The organism is Alkalibacterium kapii (genome assembly GCF_007988865.1).
GTDB lineage: Bacteria > Bacillota > Bacilli > Lactobacillales > Carnobacteriaceae_A > Alkalibacterium > Alkalibacterium kapii.
In genome coordinates this window covers 29488-46386 of sequence record NZ_BJUY01000014.1, presented here as the reverse complement: position 1 = coordinate 46386, position 16899 = coordinate 29488, and the positions used below count along the sequence as shown (strand labels likewise).

Below are 16899 nucleotides of genomic sequence, written 5' to 3'. Positions count from 1 at the left end.
AAAGAAAAAAACGGATGAACCCGAGAAGGTTCGTCCGCTTTTTGATCGTTTTAATTAATTGAACTGGGCTGACAATGGAGGAACCACTTGTTTTTTCCGTGATACGACTCCATCAAGTTCTATAGTAGACGCTTTGATCTCTTTATTGAAGGCCTTGGAAACATGTGCTTGTTCTTCTCCGTAAATAATGGCAATAGAATCACTATTCAAGACATCTGTCACAAGCAAAATAAATAAATCAATAGCATTCTCATCGCTTTCTTTAGCCATTTCATCAAGTAATTCCTGCTTGCGGTCAAGGATATCATTTACCTCTACCACATTGACCTGGCCAATGCGGACAGTCAGATCACCCATTGGAAAGTTTTTCGCATCATCATTGAGAATCATACTGGCATTTTTATTGGAGGTGTCTGTTCCGGCTTTAAGCAGTTCTTTACCGTAAGTTTCCATTTCGACACCGGCAATTTCTGCTAATTCTTCTGCAGCTTTTACGTCTTCTTCAGTACAGGTTGGCGATTTTAGAAGAAGTGTATCAGAAATGATAGCGGAAAGCATCAGACCTGCAATATGCTTAGGGATCTCCACATTATTTTCCTTATATAACTTGAAGATAATCGTATTTGTACAGCCTACAGGTTCAGCCCGGTAAAATAAAGGATTATCTGTCTGGAAATTAGCAATCCGGTGATGGTCAACAACGGCTAAAACTTTTACTTTATTGATATCAGGGACACTTTGCTGACTTTCATTATGATCCACCAGCATAACTTCCTGTGTTTCCTGTGCAGCAGTTGTGATGACTCTAGGTGTTTTGGTATCAAAATAATTTAAAGCAAACTGTGTTTCATCCGTGGGCTTACCCAAAGCCACAGCTTCTGTGTCTTTTCCTAATTCATTTTGTAAATATGAAAAGGTTATTGCAGAGGTGATAGCATCTGTGTCTGGACTTCGATGTCCAAAAATCAATATTTTATTCACTGTCATTCTCCTTTTAATTGCATTCTCTTCTATTAGAATATAGTAAAATGGATTAAATTTCAATAAATGAAAAAACTATATCGACCGAAAAACGAATGAGGCAATCACTCATTTCTAGTGTAGTCGACATAGTTTTTAGCACTATTTACTATACTTGGTATTTATATGTTTTCAAAATCCGATTGGCATTCTCAACGCGTTCTGCTGTTGGTGGATCGATATCTTTTAATTTATAAGGGATACCCAGCTCTTCGTACTTGTAGACCCCAAGACGATGATAAGGCAGTACTTCCACCTTTACAACACTGTCAAGTTGATCGATAAATGCGCTCAAACGCTCTAAATCTTCATCATAGTCGGAACGTTCCGGAACAAGCACATGTCTCAGCCACATCGGGATATTCTCTTTCGAGAGGTATTTGGCCATCTCCAATATACTTGTATTACCGTGCATTGTATATTTTTTATGGAATTCATTATCGATATGTTTTATATCCATCAGAACTAAATCAGTATAACTGATCAGTTCTTCGAAGCGACTGAAAAAAGGTTCATCATACGTAAAAGGTTGCCCACACGTATCGAGTGAAACGTTCACACCTTTAGCTTTAGCCAATTTGAAAAATTCAATCAGAAAGTCGATCTGAATAAGCGGTTCCCCACCACTGACCGTGATGCCTCCTTCTTCTCCCCAGTAATTTCTGTATCTCAAGGCCTTATCAAGAAGTTCCTGCGGAGTAAAAGGTGTCCCGCCACCCATATTCCAAGTGTCAGGGTTATGACAGAATTCACAACGCATGCGACACCCCTGCATAAAAACGACGAAGCGGATTCCCGGACCATCGACAGAGCCGAAGCTCTCTGTCGAATGGACATAACCTAGTGTTTGTTCTGTCATTATATTTCCCCCTGTTAAATTTAAATCTTTTTACATAGAGTCGTGGAATGTACGGCTCAGTACATCCATTTGCTGTTCTTTCGTCAATTTAATGAAGTTGACGGCATAACCGGAAACACGAATCGTAAGCTGCGGATATTCTTCTGGATGTTCCATAGCATCCACAAGTGTTTCACGGTTCAGAGCATTGACGTTCAAGTGGTGTCCGCCTGTTTTGACATACCCATCAAGCATTGTGGACAGGTTGTTTTGCTGGACACTGTCTTCTTTACCTAGAGCTTTCGGTACGATTGAGAAGGTATTGGAAATACCATCCAATGATTCTTTGTACGGAAGTTTGGCAACAGAGTTCAAACTTGCCAAGGCTCCATTAGTATCTCTTCCGTGAAGCGGGTTGGCTCCGGGTGCAAATGGTACGCCGGCACGACGTCCGTCCGGTGTATTACCTGTCTTCTTACCATAAACAACGTTTGATGTGATGGTCAAGATCGATGTTGTATGTGTAGCATCACGGTAAGTTGGGTGATTTCTCACTTTTTTCATAAATGTTTTGAGCAGTTCTACAGCAATGCTGTCTACTTTGTCATCATCATTACCGTATTTAGGATAGTCGCCTTCGATTTCGTAATCAACGGCCAGACCATCTTCATCACGGATCACTTTCACTTTAGCATGTTTGATTGCTGACAAGGAATCGACCGCAACAGAGAATCCGGCAATACCTGTGGCCATAGTTCTGGCAACATCTGAATCATGCAATGCCATTTCTACACTTTCATAGCTGTATTTATCATGCATGTAATGGATGATGTTCAAAGTATTGATATACATTTTAGCTAACCAGTCAAGGATATCATCATATTTTTCCATTACTTCATCATAGTCTAAATATTCGGATGTGATCGGACGGAAACGAGGCCCCACCTGTGCCTTAGTCTTTTCATCCACACCACCGTTGATAGCATAAAGTAAAGCTTTCGCCAAGTTCGCACGTGCACCAAAGAACTGCATTTGCTTACCGATCGGCATTGCTGAAACACAACAAGCTATGCCGTAATCGTCGCCCCACTCTTCGCGCATGATATCATCGTTTTCGTACTGAATGGCACTACTTTCGATAGATACACGTGAACAGTAATTTTTGAATGTCTGTGGAAGTTTTGTCGACCATAGAACAGTCAAGTTTGGCTCAGGAGCAGGCCCCAGGTTTGTTAAAGTATTCAAGAAACGGAAGCTGTTTTTAGTGACCATATGACGGCCGTCCAAGCCAACACCACCGATAACTTCAGTGACCCATGTCGGATCACCAGAGAATAATTCATTGTATTCTGGTGTACGGGCAAATTTAACTAAACGCAGTTTCATGACAAAGTGATCCACTAATTCCTGTGCTTCTTTCTCTGTCATCGTGCCGTTTTTGAGGTCTCTTTCAATAAAAATATCCAGGAATGTGGATGTACGGCCAAGAGACATCGCAGCGCCATTTTGTTCTTTAACAGCAGCAAGGTAGCCAAGATATAACCATTGGAAGGCTTCTGTAGCGTTTTTTGCTGGACGTGAAAGATCAAAGCCGTAAATATTACCAAGCTCTTTAAGTTCATGAAGAGCTTTCAGCTGATCGCTTAATTCTTCACGCTTTCTGATTGTATAATCGTTCATCATGGCAGTTTCTGAATCTGCTTTATCGGAAAGTTTTTCTTCGATAAGACGATCCACACCATACAACGCTACACGACGGTAGTCCCCAATGATTCGTCCACGACCATATGCATCAGGAAGTCCAGTGATGATACCTGTACGGCGAGCCTGACGCATTTCTGGTGTATATGCATCAAAAACCCCCTGATTGTGCGTTTTTCTCCAATCTCTGAATACATGAGATAAGAATGGATCGATTTCAAATCCGTAAGACTCAGCTGACTGTTCACTCATTCTTATGCCACCAAACGGCTGCAGAGAACGCTTGAAAGGTTTGTCTGTCTGGAAACCAACCACTTTCTCGATATCTTTAGAAAGATATCCTGGTCCATGAGATGTGATCGTTGAAACGACATCTGTATCCATATCTAAAACGCCGCCTGCTTCGCGTTCTTTTTTATTAAGATCCATGACTTGTGACCATAAGGCCTCTGTTTCTTTCGTTGGCCCTTCTAAAAAGGCTTCGTCTCCATCATAAGGAACGTAATTGGTTTGAATAAAGTTTCTGACGTTGATTTCTTCTTTCCATAATTTACCTGAGAAATCAGACCAGATGGAATCTAAAGAAAGCTCTTCTGCACGTTGTTTTTCCATAATATATTCTCCTTTGCGCTTCATTTATTTTTAACACTTTTCGACAAGTTCATATTATCACATTCACTCACTTTTAACAAGTTAAAGAGTGAACATTCTTTGACAGTTTCACTAAAAAAGTTTCTTTTTGAAAGTTTGTTAAAAGTGTCACAAATTAGACATAATTTAAGTTTATGTGAACGATTTCACTATGTTATTCTATAACTGTAGCAAGCAATGGATAAGAGCTATCCTCTTATCACATTGTTGAATGTCTTTTTCAAAATTCCCCGTGAACCATGAAAAAGATTAAATTTTTAAGTTAAATTGCTCATTACTTCACTAATAATAGGAGGAGAAAATTATGGTAAAGGTCTTAGATAAAAACAAGAAAGAAGCAAAAGTGCAGGATACGATCGATCAATTAGTCACGAAAGCTCACAAGGCATTGGATGAAATACGTGAACTTGATCAAAACAAGATTGATGAAATCGTCAAACAAATGGCGCTGGCAGGTTTGGATAATCATATGACCCTGGCGAAAATGGCTGTGGAAGAAACAGGACGAGGTATCTATGAAGACAAGATCATTAAGAACCTCTTTGCTTCTGAATACGTCTATCACAGTATAAAAGCGAATAAAACAATCGGCGTGATCAATGAGAATGTTCATGAAGGGACAGTAGAAATAGCTGAACCCATCGGTGTTGTAGCAGGCGTGACTCCTGTTACCAACCCTACATCGACCACAATATTCAAATCGATCATTTCAATTAAAACAGGAAACCCGATCATCTTTGCCTTCCATCCTTCAGCACAAAAATCCAGTGCTGCTGCTGCTAAGGCAATATATGAGGCAGCTGTCAAAGCCGGTGCACCAGAGCATTGTATTCAGTGGATCGAAAAGCCTTCTCTAGAAGCGACTCAGGCATTGATGAAGCACGACAATGTTGCAACGATTTTAGCTACCGGTGGTCCAGGCATGGTTAAATCAGCTTACAGTTCTGGTAAACCAGCTCTAGGCGTAGGCGCAGGTAATGTCCCTTGTTATATTGAGAAAACTGCACATGTTAAACGTGCGACGACAGATTTGATTCTTTCAAAAACCTTTGATAACGGCATGATCTGTGCGTCTGAGCAGGCAGTGATCGTAGACAAAGAAATTTATAATGACGTTAAAAAAGAAATGACTGATAACGGGTGTCATTACTTAACTAACGAAGAGCGTTTGAAAGTAGAAAAATTGATGGTATCTGAAGAAGGACAGTTGAATGCTGAAATCGTTGGACGTTCTGCTTATCAGATCGCCGATATGGCTGGTGTCAAAGTACCCAAAGATACCAAGATCCTGATCGCCGAGTACGCTGGCGTCGGTAAAAAGTATCCATTGTCCAGAGAAAAACTCAGTCCAGTTCTGGCGTCTTATAAAGTTAACAGCTCTGATGAAGGAATCAAACGGGCAGAAGAAATGCTGGCCTTTGGTGGCCTGGGACACTCTGCTGTTATCCACTCTCATAATGATGAAGTCATTCAGGAGTTCGACCGTCATATGAAAGCTGGACGATTGATCGTTAATGCACCCTCCAGTCAAGGAGCAATTGGTGACATTTACAACGCTTATATCCCTTCTCTTACATTAGGCTGTGGTTCATACGGAGGTAATTCAGTGTCATCAAACGTCAGTACTATGCATCTTATCAACGTTAAAAAACGTGCAAAACGCGCCAACAATATGCAGTGGTTCAAAGTTCCACCGAAAATTTATTTTGAGCGTAACTCTGTCCAGTACCTTGCTAAAATGCCAGACATCAAAAAAGCATTTATTGTGACGGACCCAATGATGGTAGAATTAGGATATGTAGACCGTGTCCTCTACCACCTGAGAAATCGCCCGGACTATGTACACTGTAAAATCTTCTCTGATGTTGAACCTGATCCTTCCAAAGAAACAGTAATGAAAGGTGCTCAGGCAATGGCAGAATTTCAACCGGACGTAATTATTGCTTTGGGCGGCGGCTCGCCAATGGATGCTGCTAAGGGCATGTGGTTATTCTATGAACAGCCTGAAACAGACTTCAATGGTATCAAACAGAAGTTTCTTGATATTAGAAAACGTGTATACAAATTCCCTAAACTTGGCGGCAAGTCGCAATTCGTTGCTATACCGACAACTTCAGGAACTGGATCTGAAGTCACATCATTCTCTGTTATTACTGACAATGAAACATCAACGAAGTATCCGTTAGCAGACTATGAACTGACTCCAGACGTTGCGATCATCGATCCTCAATTTGTAATGACTGTCCCGCCAGCTGTTACAGCAGATACAGGCATGGACGTTTTGACACATGCGATAGAAGCCTACGTTTCAAACATGGCTAACGACTATACAGATGGACTGGCAATCAAGGCGATTCAACTGGTCTTTGAATATCTGCCTACTGCTTATAAAAACGGCGCAGATGAAACAGCAAGAGAAAAAATGCATAATGCTTCGACAATGGCCGGTATGGCATTCGCTAATGCTTTCTTGGGAATAAATCATAGTCTGGCTCACAAATTGGGTGCCCAGTTCCACATCGCTCATGGCCGTTCCAACGCTATTCTGTTACCACATGTTATAAGATACAATGCTAAGAAACCAACAAAATTTGTGGCGTTTCCTAAATACGAACATTTCATTGCGGATAAACGCTATGCAGAGATTGCCAAAGCGTTACAATTGCCTGCTGAAACAACCGAGCAAGGTGTTGAAAGCTTAATTAAAGCCATTTACGACCTGGCAAAAGAAATGAATATTCAAATGAGTATTAGAGAAAACGGTGTAGATAAGAAAGAATTTGAAGATATTGTTGATGATTTAGCTGAGCGTGCATTTGAAGATCAATGTACAACTGCCAATCCTAAACTACCTCTGGTAAAAGAACTTGCACAGGTCTATCGGAATGCTTACAAAGGATAATATTATTTAAAAGGGTGAGACCGAGCGTGGTCTCACCCTTTTTTTAACTCCTCTTCCCTTTCTTTTCAAAGTATGAAACAAAATGCCTATCTTTTTCACTAATCATTAATAAAATGGTAAAATAAAAATAGGCTAATACGTTTCATGTCAGGAGTTGGATAGATGCAGCAAAACAAGCGTACCTTATATATTTTATATTTACTTATCGCAATTATTATCGTCGGTACAGGAGGTTATTATTTATTACTTGACATCAGTTTGATGGATTCTTTGTATATGACTGTCATCACCATATCTACAGTTGGTTTTCAGGAAGTGACCCCCCTTGACGCACCTGCTCAGCTTTTTACCATTATTCTGATATTTTTCAGTCTCGGTACATTAGGTTACACAGGCTCACAGCTGATCAGCTTTTTCTTCGGGGGCACATTACAAAAAGTCTGGAGGGAACAAAAAATGAAAGAACAGCTCGATGAATTAAACGATCACATTATCGTCTGTGGCGCTGGAGAAACGGGACAGCATATCATACAATCACTTGAAACAGAAGATGTTCAATTTGTTGTGATCGAATTTGAAGAAGATAAACTGGAAGCCATTCAGGAATATGATGACATCATCGCCTTTCAAGGAGATGCCACTCAGGATGAAGTTCTTTTAAAAGCAGGCATCGATCGGGCAAGAGGTTTGATCGCCGCACTGAATAATGATGCCAACAATCTATACACCGTACTTACAGCACGTCAATTAAAGCCGGACCTTCATATTGTCGCACGAGCGATCACACATAACTCTCATGAAAAACTGATCCGCGCCGGTGCGGACAAAACAGTTTCACCTAATGAAATCGGCGGACACCGTATGGCTTCCATGTTGTTAAAGCCTTCTGTCATTGCCTTTTTAGATACGATCACTCACTCTGGTCAAATCGATTTAAACTTAAATGAAGCGGTCATAAAACCCTCATCAGAAATCAGTCATAAAACTTTGATGGAAGCAAATATCCCTGAACAGACTGATCTTATCATCATTGCTATAAAAGACAAGGACGATGACAAAATCATTTTCAACCCAACGAAAGATCATTTATTGACGCCAGGTCAGACACTCATTGCCCTTGGTGACGATGATGATCTGAAAAAGCTAAAAAAACTGGCTGGTTCTTGATTCCATTTATAATATAATGCCGACAGCTTAACCCCTTCATCTAAAACTGAAACAGAGAAGAAAGACATTTCGCTCCTGGTGTCTTTCTTCTCTTTTTTATAACTTTTTTGTTAGCTTACTTTTTCTTATCTTCTCCTATCCTTATAAGATTTTCTTTATAAGCATCCACTGGCACCCCATCCTCATCTTCATCAAGAATAAATGAGCCATTGCTGTACCGGTCACTCAGTGAATAATCGTTCGCTTTAAGAATGAATTCTTTTCCTTTATCCGTAACGATCGTCCATGACTCATCGAGCGCTTTTACATCTATTATTAATGACATGTGATGCGGTTTGTTTTTCAACTCTCTTAAAACAAGCAAGCCGCGTTTGGCTCTGGAAATCACATCAAAGTCACTGACATTCATTCGTTTTACTGATCCTCGGTGCGTTACCATGAGCACACTCTTTGCGCCTTTTGAAGGATCAAAGACAATACCTCCTGCCACCTGGTCTTCTTTCTTCAAGTTGATTGATTTTACACCACTAGCCGTCGCTCCCACCGTTGAAACCTCTGCTAAAGCATAGCGTAGACCAAAGCCGAGCTGCGTCACGAGGAAGACATCATATAGCATTTCATCCTCGATGGCATAGACCGATAACAGCTCATCTGTATCAGTTTTCAGCTTAACAGCTGTCGCAGAACGCGAACGGTAAGTCCGCTTAGGCGCAAACTCAGACACTGGAGTTTGTTTGATGTAGCCGTTTTTTGTAATGAAAACGAATTTACGCTGTTCTGAAAATTCTTTCAGACCATATACACCAATAATCTTCTCATCAGGATCAACACTTATAGTCTGTGAAATATGCTCTCCTAAATCTTTCCACCTGATCTCCGGTAATTCATGGACCGGCCTGTTTATAACATTTCCTTTTGATGTAAACAGAACGATATGATCCAATGTCGAGATTTTTTCTGTGAAAATAGAGTGATCTCCGTCTCTCAGTGCAATTTCTTCAGGTTTTGATGCACCATAAGAACGCAAGCTGGTTCGTTTCAAGTAACCCTGTTTTGTTACAGATACGACAACGTCTTCTTCTGTGACAAGAACTTCTTTTTCAACTTTGAGTTCCTCTATTTTTTCTTCGATCACAGTTTGTCGTTCTATAGCATTCTCTTTCTTTACATCTCGCAATTCTTTTTTCATGACTGATTCCAGAGCTTTTTCATCAGTTAAAATATTATTATAGTCACTTATACGTCCAGCTAGTTCATTTGCCTCTTTTTCCAGTTGTGTAATATCTGTATTAGTTAAACGATAAAGCTGCAAATTAACGATAGCTTCAGCCTGCATGGGTGTAAAATCATAAGCATCGATTATATTATTTTTCGCATCACTTTTATTCTTGCTTCCTCGGATAGTCCTGATCACGTCATCCAATATAGAAATAGCCTTGATGAGCCCTTCTACGATATGTTCCCGTTTTTTATCTTTATTTAAAAGGAACCGTGTGCGTTTAGTTATAATATCTTTTTTGTGAGAAATATAGGCGGTCAATATTTTTTTCAAACCTACTTGTTGTGGCCGCCTGTCACTGATTGCGATCATATTAAGATTATAAGACACCTGCAGATCTGTATTTTTAAATAAATACGTCAAAATCCCTTGAGCCGGTGTTTCTTTTTTCAATTCAACAACAATGCGCAAGCCTGATCGGTCACTTTCATCCCGGACATCGGCAATGCCGTCGATTTTTTTATTGATGCGTATCTCATCTATTTTTCTGACCATCGTTGCTTTGTTTACTTCATAAGGAATCTCTGTGATGACGATTTGCTCTTTACCGCCCCTTATTTTCTCGATTTCCGTTTTCGAGCGGACAGCGATTTTTCCCTTACCCGTTTCATAAGCAGACTTGAGTCCTTTGATTCCCTGTATAATGCCACCCGTAGGAAAGTCAGGCCCTTTGATAAAGTCCATCAGTTTTGAGAGAGAGGCATTTGGATGCTGTATCAGATAAATACAAGCATCGATGACCTCTCCAAGGTTGTGGGAAGGGATGTCTGTTGCATAACCTGCCGATATCCCTGTTGCCCCATTTACAAGCAGATTAGGAAAACGCGCCGGAAGAACTGTGGGTTCATTGGTCGTATCATCAAAATTCAATACAAATTCGACAGTTTCTTTATCAATGTCTTTAAGCAATTCATTCGCTATTTTTGATAAACGGGCTTCGGTATAACGCATGGCTGCAGGTGGGTCTCCGTCCATACTCCCATTGTTTCCATGCATAGTGACAAGGGGCGTTTTCATTTTCCAGTCCTGACTCATTCGTACCATCGCTTCATACACACTGCTGTCACCATGAGGGTGGTAGTTCCCGATAACGTTCCCTACAGTTTTAGCTGATTTTCTGAAACCTTTATCATGGGTATTGCTATCGGAATACATTGCGTATAAAATACGACGCTGAACGGGTTTTAAACCATCCCTGATATCGGGAAGCGCCCGTTCTTGAATAATATACTTCGAGTACCTGCCAAACCGGTCACCCATGACTTCTTCTAGTGTTAATTCTTGAATTTCTTCACGTTCTTTTGCCATATCAATAAGTCAAACCTTTCTCACAACTCTACAGTATCTTCCATCTTATCAAGAAGCTCATTCGTTTCTAAAATACTGCCATCATCTTCAAGAGAGAACTCTACATTCTCTTCGATCCATTTCCTTCTTGGATCGACTTTATTACCCATAAGGACCGAGACACGACGTTCTGCTTGCGCCACATCGTCAATCGTGACCCTTATAAGCGTTCGCGATTCTGGATTCATCGTTGTATCCCAAAGCTGATCCGCATTCATTTCACCTAAACCTTTGTAACGCTGAATGGTATAGCCTTTGCCAAAAGTTTCAAGCAATTTATCCAGCTCCTCGTCTGTCCAGGCATATTCGACGACTTCTTTCTTGCCCTTGCCTTTAGACACTTTATATAGAGGTGGAAGAGCCAGATAGACTTTTCCTTCTTCGATCAAAGGTTTCATATAGCGGTAAAAGAAAGTCAGCAGCAGGACTTGTATATGGGCACCATCTGTATCCGCATCAGTCATGATCACCACTTTATCGTAGTTACAATCTTTGATTTCAAATTCAGGACCGACACCTGCACCGATCGTGTAGATCATCGTGCTGATCTCTTCATTTTTCAGAATGTCCTGTATATTTGCTTTTTCTGTGTTGATCACTTTTCCTCGCAAGGGCAGAATTGCCTGGAATTTTCGGTCTCGCCCCTGTTTAGCAGAACCACCGGCAGAATCGCCCTCGACAAGGTATAATTCATTCTTTTTTGCATTTTTACTTTGGGCTGGTGTCAACTTACCCGATAAGAGTGTTTCTTTACGTTTCTTTTTCTTGCCATTCCTGGATTCATCTTTTGCTTTTCGTGCTGCTTCACGTGCTTCTCTTGCTTTAATGGCTTTTCTGACGATCTGCTGACTCATTTCGCCGTTTTCTGCCAGCCAGAAATTGAATTGTTCGGAGATAATCGTATCACACGCAGCCCGCGCTTCGTTCGTTCCTAATTTACTCTTTGTTTGACCTTCGAATTGAAGAAGATCTTCAGGTATTCGAACAGAAAGGATAATCGCAATACCTTCTCTAACGTCAGAGCCTTCCAGATTTTTATCCCGTTCTTTAAGCAGGTTGACACGTTTTGCGTAATCATTGAATGTTTTTGTGATTGCAGTTTTTGTTCCGATCTCGTGCGTTCCACCATCTTTCGTGCGAACATTATTGACAAAACTCAGTAGATTTTCTGAGTAGCCGTCATTATACTGAAAGGCACATTCAACTTCGATGCCTTTGTATTCCCCTTCAAAATAAGCGATTGGTGTCAATGTATCTTTTTCTTCGTTAATGTATTTGACAAATTCTTTAATGCCTTCTTCATAGTGAAATACTTCTTCAGCATCTTCTTTCCGTTCGTCTTTTACAGTAATGATGACGTCTTTAAGCAAGAAAGCTGATTCTCTTAAGCGCTCACTGAGTAAGGTAAAGGAGTAATCAGTAGTAGAAAATATTGACGGATCCGGTTTAAAATGTACTCTCGTTCCTGTTACTTTCTTCGGGCCTTTTTTCTTAGTCAACTTGCCCGCTGGTTTCCCGCCGTTTTTAAAGACTTGCGTGTACTCATAGCCGTCTCGGGTCACTGTAACGGTTAATTCTTCAGATAAAGCATTAACGACAGATGCACCTACACCGTGCAGTCCTCCTGATGTTTTATACCCGCCGCTTTGTCCAAATTTCCCACCGGCATGCAGCACAGTGAAAATGACCTGGATCGTAGGTACGCCGGATTTATGTATCCCTATTGGCATGCCGCGTCCATTGTCTTTAACAGTGATGCTGTTATCTTTATGAATAATGACATCTATTTTTGATCCGTATCCTGCCAGCACCTCATCAACGGCGTTATCAACGATTTCATAGACTAAATGGTGAAGGCCCCTGGAATCTGTTGATCCAATATACATACCGGGACGTTTTCTGACTGCATCCAGCCCCTCCAAGACTTGTATAGAATTATCATCATATTTATTTTTAACCATAATCACAGATTCTCCCTTAATTCTAAAAATACGGCAATTTCAAATGTTTGATTTTGATAGTTTAAATAATTTCTCTATTATTTCATGCAAGCAGTATTAATCTTACCATAATTCAATAAGGATGTGTAAAAAACATTTGTTCTCATACAGTTTTTGAAGGCGTCAAAGTTTGCGATGTTCGATAAATATAGTGCTCATCCCAATTTGAATGCGCTGAAGGTGGATAAAATCAATCAATTCTACCTGGACCAATCTTATAAATACTGACATAGAACATATTTTAGGATTTGTTCCAAATAACTGAAATAACAAACCTTATTGTCGTTGCTGTTTTATCATGGTAAAATAAAAAAAGGTTTAATGAAACTTTAAGGAGGACATTCATTTGCTCGAAATCTTACTCATGGCAGCTGCGTATCTTCTAGGATCGATTCCTTCGGGCGTATGGATAGGTAAAGCTTTTTTCCAAACGGATATTAGAGAACACGGAAGCGGTAATTCGGGTACGACAAACACTTATCGTGTGTTAGGTAAATGGGCGGGTACGACTGTTTTAATCATGGATATTGCTAAAGGATCTATTGCGGCCCTGCTTCCCATCTGGTTCGGGTTAACGATCCATCCCATGATTATCGGGCTGTTTGCGATTATTGGACATGTTTATCCTATTTTCGCCAAGTTCAAAGGTGGAAAAGCTGTAGCCACGACTGCAGGGGTGGCTTTAGGAGCCCAGCCGCTCTTTGTCTTTGTCTTTATCCTGCTCTTTGGAGTAGTTTTATATACGTCAAGTATGGTGAGTCTTGCAAGTGTTTTGACTTTCATCCTTGCCGCTGTTGCTGCTCCACTTTTAGGCGACTGGATGTTTACTGTGATCGTCTGGTTAGCCATGATTCTTGTTGTGGTCAGACACCGGGAGAATATCGACAGAATACGCAAAGGGGAAGAAAATAAAGTACCCTTTGGTTTGAACAAGAAACGTAAATAACTAAGAAAGACCTTTTCCAGCTCCGTTTAAAAACGGATCATGGAAAAGGTCTTTTTTCAACTGGTTATTTTATTCTTACCAGCAGACTTTGCCTGGTACAATTTTTTATCTGCTTCTTTAATAACATCCTCATAATCTCCTTGTGAATAAAAAGTGTAGCCGCCACTGATCGTCACTGATTCGAGTTTCAGGAATTCGTTGGTTTCAATGGCTACTCGACATTCATTAAAAATTGTCTCCGCCATATCTTTTGATGTGTCAGGCAAAAGGATCAAAAACTCTTCACCTCCATACCGCCCAGCGATTCCGTCTTTACCTAAAGTATGTTCAAGTGTCATAGCGATTTCTTTCAGGACATAATCGCCAAACACATGCCCTTTTGTATCATTAAGTTGTTTAAAGTCATCGATATCCATCATACTTACGGCTAACTGTTTTTCTTTAACAGCCGAATCGATCAGATGGGTTTTCAACTCTCTAATAATCGCTCGCCGATTTCTTATCCCAGTCAGTTCATCCTTATCGACAAGAGTAATCAGAGATGAGGTCAATTCTTCCAGGTTTTCCATCTTACTTTTCTGTTTTGACACATCAAAAACGATACCGGCAGAAAAGAGTGGTGTTCCGTCTTCAGCTCGTTTAGTCACCTTGCCACGATCATAAAACCATTTCCAGGTTCCGTCTTTTGCCTGAATACGGTATTCGACTTCGTAAACCGGCGTAATCCCTTTAAGGTGTTGGCTCATATTTTTCATAACGGCATCGTAATCGTCTGGATGCAGTTTATTTGTAAAGAAAGAGAAAGGTATTTTTTCAGGTAATTCTTCCATCGTATAACCAATAGCTTCAACTTTCATAGGATTAAAAACGACATCATTGCTCTGTATATTCCAATACCAGTGACCAAGGTTCCCTTTCAAGGGATAATCTAATTTCACTTCTGCTTCTTTTTCGGCAAGCAATTCCTCTATCAGCAATTCTTGCTTTTTAACTTTCAAAAGCAACTCTTCTCGCGTCATCCTGTTTATTTTTTTGTTTGTCATCTCTGCACCCCAACCGTTTTATTACAGGATATAGCGGCTTAGATCCTTGTTCTCTACGATATGCCCGATTTTATCTTCCACGTATTTCTCAGTTATTTTTACTTCGCCCATCGACATGTCTGGTGATTCGAACAGCAGCTCTTCAAGCAGACGTTCAAGGATCGTATGCAAGCGACGCGCACCGATATTGTCAGTTGACTCATTGACTTCGTAAGCTATTTCAGCGATTTTTTCAATGGCTTCCATCGTGAATATAACGTCGATATTTTCCGTTTCAAGCAGGGCGCGGTACTGCTTGACCAAAGCATTTTCGGGTTCCGTCAGTATTTTAACAAAATCTTCTTTAGTTAAATCATTCAGTTCCACACGAATAGGAAAACGTCCCTGTAGTTCTGGTATCAGATCACTCGGTTTAGACATATGGAAAGCTCCAGAGCCTACAAACAGAATATGATCGGTATGCACTGTTCCATATTTTGTACGGACACTGGATCCTTCAACGATCGGCAAAATATCTCTTTGAACGCCTTCTCTGGAAACTTGACCGCTGTTGTTCTGTCCTTTAGAGGTTATTTTATCAATTTCATCAATGAAGATGATGCCTGAATTTTCTGTCAAGTGGATCGCGTCTGAGTAAATATCTTCAGTATTGATCAGTTTGTCTGCTTCTTCTTCGGTAAAGATTTTCACAGCTTCTTTCACTGAAACTTTACGCTTTACTTTTTTGGAAGGAGTCAGCTGGCCGAACGTTTCAGACAGATCGATACCCATTTGTTCTAATGGTTGACTCATAGGACTACTCGTTGTCTTTTTCTTTTCTTCAACTTTGATTTCAACTTCGCGAGAGTCAAGAATGCCGCGGTTGATCTGGTCGATCAGTGCATCACGTTTTGTAGCGATCTCTTCGGTGACTGTTTCTTCTTCCTCTGCAGCATTTTGATTAAATTGATTGGGATCTATTCCCATGCCTTTAAACATTCCGGCAAGCGGGTTGGAATCGTTGCTTGCTTTCTTCTTTTTAATTCCTGGTGCAAGAGCTTTCGCTACTCGTTCGATTGCTCTTCTTTCAGCTTGTCCGTGTACATTTTGACGGTACTCTTCTCGCACCAGCTGAATAGCAGATTCAGTCAAATCTCTAACCATTGATTCCACATCTCGACCAATGTAGCCGACCTCTGTAAACTTTGTTGCTTCTACTTTGATAAACGGCGCATCTACAATGTTGGCTAAGCGTCTGGCTATTTCGGTTTTACCGATACCTGTTGCACCGATCATTAAAATATTTTTAGGTGTGATGTCTTTTTGCATGTCCTCATCAAGCTTCAGTCGACGATAGCGATTACGTAAAGCAACCGCTACCGCTTTTTTTGCATCCGTTTGACCAACGATATATTTATCAAGTTTTGTAACGATTTCTCTTGGTGTTAAATCATTTCTTGTTTTCATCTCATCCGTCTCCTTACAGTGTCTCCGTTATTATATTATGATTCGTATACACACAAATATCTGCTGCGATAGTCAGACTGTCTTTGGCTATTTTTTCTGCAGATAATTTTTCTCCATGTTTTTTCAAAGCTCGAGCAGCAGACAGAGCAAAGTTTCCACCTGAACCGATACCCAGTATGCCATCATCTGGTTGAATGACTTCGCCGTTCCCTGAAACTAAAAGCATCTGTTCTTTGTTCATTACGATAAGGAGAGCTTCCAGATTCTTCATCATTTTGTCTGTCCGCCATTCCGTAGCGAGTTCCACAGCTGCACGCATCAAGTGTCCATTGTACTGATTAAGGTAGCCTTCAAATTTTTCTTCTAAGGTAAAAGCGTCGGCCACACTTCCCGCAAAACCGACTAACACTTCATTATTATATATTTTTCTGACTTTACGGGCTGAGCCCTTCATAATGACTTTTTCGCCCATCGTAACTTGACCATCCCCCGCCATGGCACACTCGCCATTATGCTGGATAGCTAAAATTGTTGTTGCATGAAATTCTGTCATTTGATA

Annotated in this window: 11 protein-coding genes; 3 read left to right on the top strand and 8 right to left on the bottom strand. The window is 40.5% G+C overall.

What is annotated here, in order from left to right; translation table 11 throughout:
• Positions 1 to 54: 54 nt before the first annotated feature.
• The 3 genes from AKA01nite_RS06105 to pflB form a co-directional block, all read right to left on the bottom strand.
• Entirely contained in the window at positions 55 to 981 is a 927-nt protein-coding gene (locus tag AKA01nite_RS06105; RefSeq protein WP_146924435.1) for a manganese-dependent inorganic pyrophosphatase, read from the bottom strand.
• A gap of 148 nt (positions 982 to 1129) precedes the next feature.
• Positions 1130 to 1879 carry a pyruvate formate-lyase-activating protein gene (pflA, locus tag AKA01nite_RS06100; RefSeq protein WP_146924434.1) on the bottom strand — a complete coding sequence of 250 codons (750 nt, stop codon included), beginning with the start codon at positions 1877 to 1879 and terminating at the stop codon, positions 1130 to 1132.
• A gap of 30 nt (positions 1880 to 1909) precedes the next feature.
• Positions 1910 to 4171, bottom strand: a complete 2262-nt coding sequence (gene pflB, locus AKA01nite_RS06095; RefSeq protein ID WP_146924433.1) for a formate C-acetyltransferase — start codon at positions 4169 to 4171, stop codon at positions 1910 to 1912.
• Between the two features lie 343 nt (positions 4172 to 4514).
• Here pflB and adhE point away from each other — a divergent pair, with 343 nt between their 5' ends.
• Together adhE and AKA01nite_RS06085 are read left to right on the top strand one after the other, a co-directional pair.
• Positions 4515 to 7112 carry a bifunctional acetaldehyde-CoA/alcohol dehydrogenase gene (adhE, locus tag AKA01nite_RS06090; RefSeq protein ID WP_146924432.1) on the top strand — a complete coding sequence of 866 codons (2598 nt, stop codon included), beginning with the start codon at positions 4515 to 4517 and terminating at the stop codon, positions 7110 to 7112.
• 162 nt (positions 7113 to 7274) lie between these two features.
• Positions 7275 to 8279, top strand: a complete 1005-nt coding sequence (locus AKA01nite_RS06085; protein WP_146924431.1) for a potassium channel family protein — start codon at positions 7275 to 7277, stop codon at positions 8277 to 8279.
• Positions 8280 to 8394: 115 nt separating this feature from the next.
• Here the strand turns inward: AKA01nite_RS06085 and parC are convergent, their stop codons facing one another.
• Positions 8395 to 10866: a DNA topoisomerase IV subunit A gene (gene parC, locus AKA01nite_RS06080; RefSeq protein WP_146924430.1), complete on the bottom strand. Its 2472-nt coding sequence runs from the start codon at positions 10864 to 10866 to the stop codon at positions 8395 to 8397.
• Between the two features lie 20 nt (positions 10867 to 10886).
• Positions 10887 to 12866, bottom strand: a complete 1980-nt coding sequence (gene parE, locus AKA01nite_RS06075) for a DNA topoisomerase IV subunit B (protein ID WP_146924429.1) — start codon at positions 12864 to 12866, stop codon at positions 10887 to 10889.
• A gap of 385 nt (positions 12867 to 13251) precedes the next feature.
• On the opposite strand from parE, the gene plsY reads away from it, so the two are divergent.
• Positions 13252 to 13851, top strand: coding sequence for a glycerol-3-phosphate 1-O-acyltransferase PlsY (plsY, locus tag AKA01nite_RS06070; RefSeq protein ID WP_146924428.1), 600 nt, complete (start codon positions 13252 to 13254; stop codon positions 13849 to 13851).
• 56 nt (positions 13852 to 13907) lie between these two features.
• On the opposite strand, the gene AKA01nite_RS06065 is transcribed toward plsY, so the two are convergent.
• The 3 genes from AKA01nite_RS06065 to hslV are packed head-to-tail and all read right to left on the bottom strand — an operon-like array spanning position 13908 to position 16893.
• Positions 13908 to 14894 carry a GGDEF domain-containing protein gene (locus AKA01nite_RS06065; RefSeq protein WP_146924427.1) on the bottom strand — a complete coding sequence of 329 codons (987 nt, stop codon included), beginning with the start codon at positions 14892 to 14894 and terminating at the stop codon, positions 13908 to 13910.
• A gap of 21 nt (positions 14895 to 14915) precedes the next feature.
• Complete coding sequence (gene hslU / locus AKA01nite_RS06060; RefSeq protein ID WP_146924426.1) at positions 14916 to 16340, bottom strand: ATP-dependent protease ATPase subunit HslU; 1425 nt, start codon at positions 16338 to 16340, stop codon at positions 14916 to 14918.
• A 13-nt stretch (positions 16341 to 16353) separates the two neighbouring features.
• Positions 16354 to 16893 (bottom strand): ATP-dependent protease subunit HslV, encoded by a 540-nt coding sequence (gene hslV, locus AKA01nite_RS06055; protein WP_146924425.1) that lies wholly within the window; start codon positions 16891 to 16893, stop codon positions 16354 to 16356.
• Positions 16894 to 16899: the final 6 nt, after the last annotated feature.

What these genes read in the sequence shown, in the direction of transcription:
- AKA01nite_RS06065 (WP_146924427.1), bottom strand. Translation starts at nt 14,894, where the DNA reads ATGACAAACAAAAAAATAAACAGGATGACGCGAGAAGAGTTGCTTTTG.
- AKA01nite_RS06085 (WP_146924431.1), top strand. Translation starts at nt 7,275, where the DNA reads ATGCAGCAAAACAAGCGTACCTTATATATTTTATATTTACTTATCGCA.
- parC (WP_146924430.1), bottom strand. Translation starts at nt 10,866, where the DNA reads ATGGCAAAAGAACGTGAAGAAATTCAAGAATTAACACTAGAAGAAGTC.
- pflA (WP_146924434.1), bottom strand. Translation starts at nt 1,879, where the DNA reads ATGACAGAACAAACACTAGGTTATGTCCATTCGACAGAGAGCTTCGGC.
- adhE (WP_146924432.1), top strand. Translation starts at nt 4,515, where the DNA reads ATGGTAAAGGTCTTAGATAAAAACAAGAAAGAAGCAAAAGTGCAGGAT.
- parE (WP_146924429.1), bottom strand. Translation starts at nt 12,866, where the DNA reads ATGGTTAAAAATAAATATGATGATAATTCTATACAAGTCTTGGAGGGG.
- hslV (WP_146924425.1), bottom strand. Translation starts at nt 16,893, where the DNA reads ATGACAGAATTTCATGCAACAACAATTTTAGCTATCCAGCATAATGGC.
- hslU (WP_146924426.1), bottom strand. Translation starts at nt 16,340, where the DNA reads ATGAAAACAAGAAATGATTTAACACCAAGAGAAATCGTTACAAAACTT.
- pflB (WP_146924433.1), bottom strand. Translation starts at nt 4,171, where the DNA reads ATGGAAAAACAACGTGCAGAAGAGCTTTCTTTAGATTCCATCTGGTCT.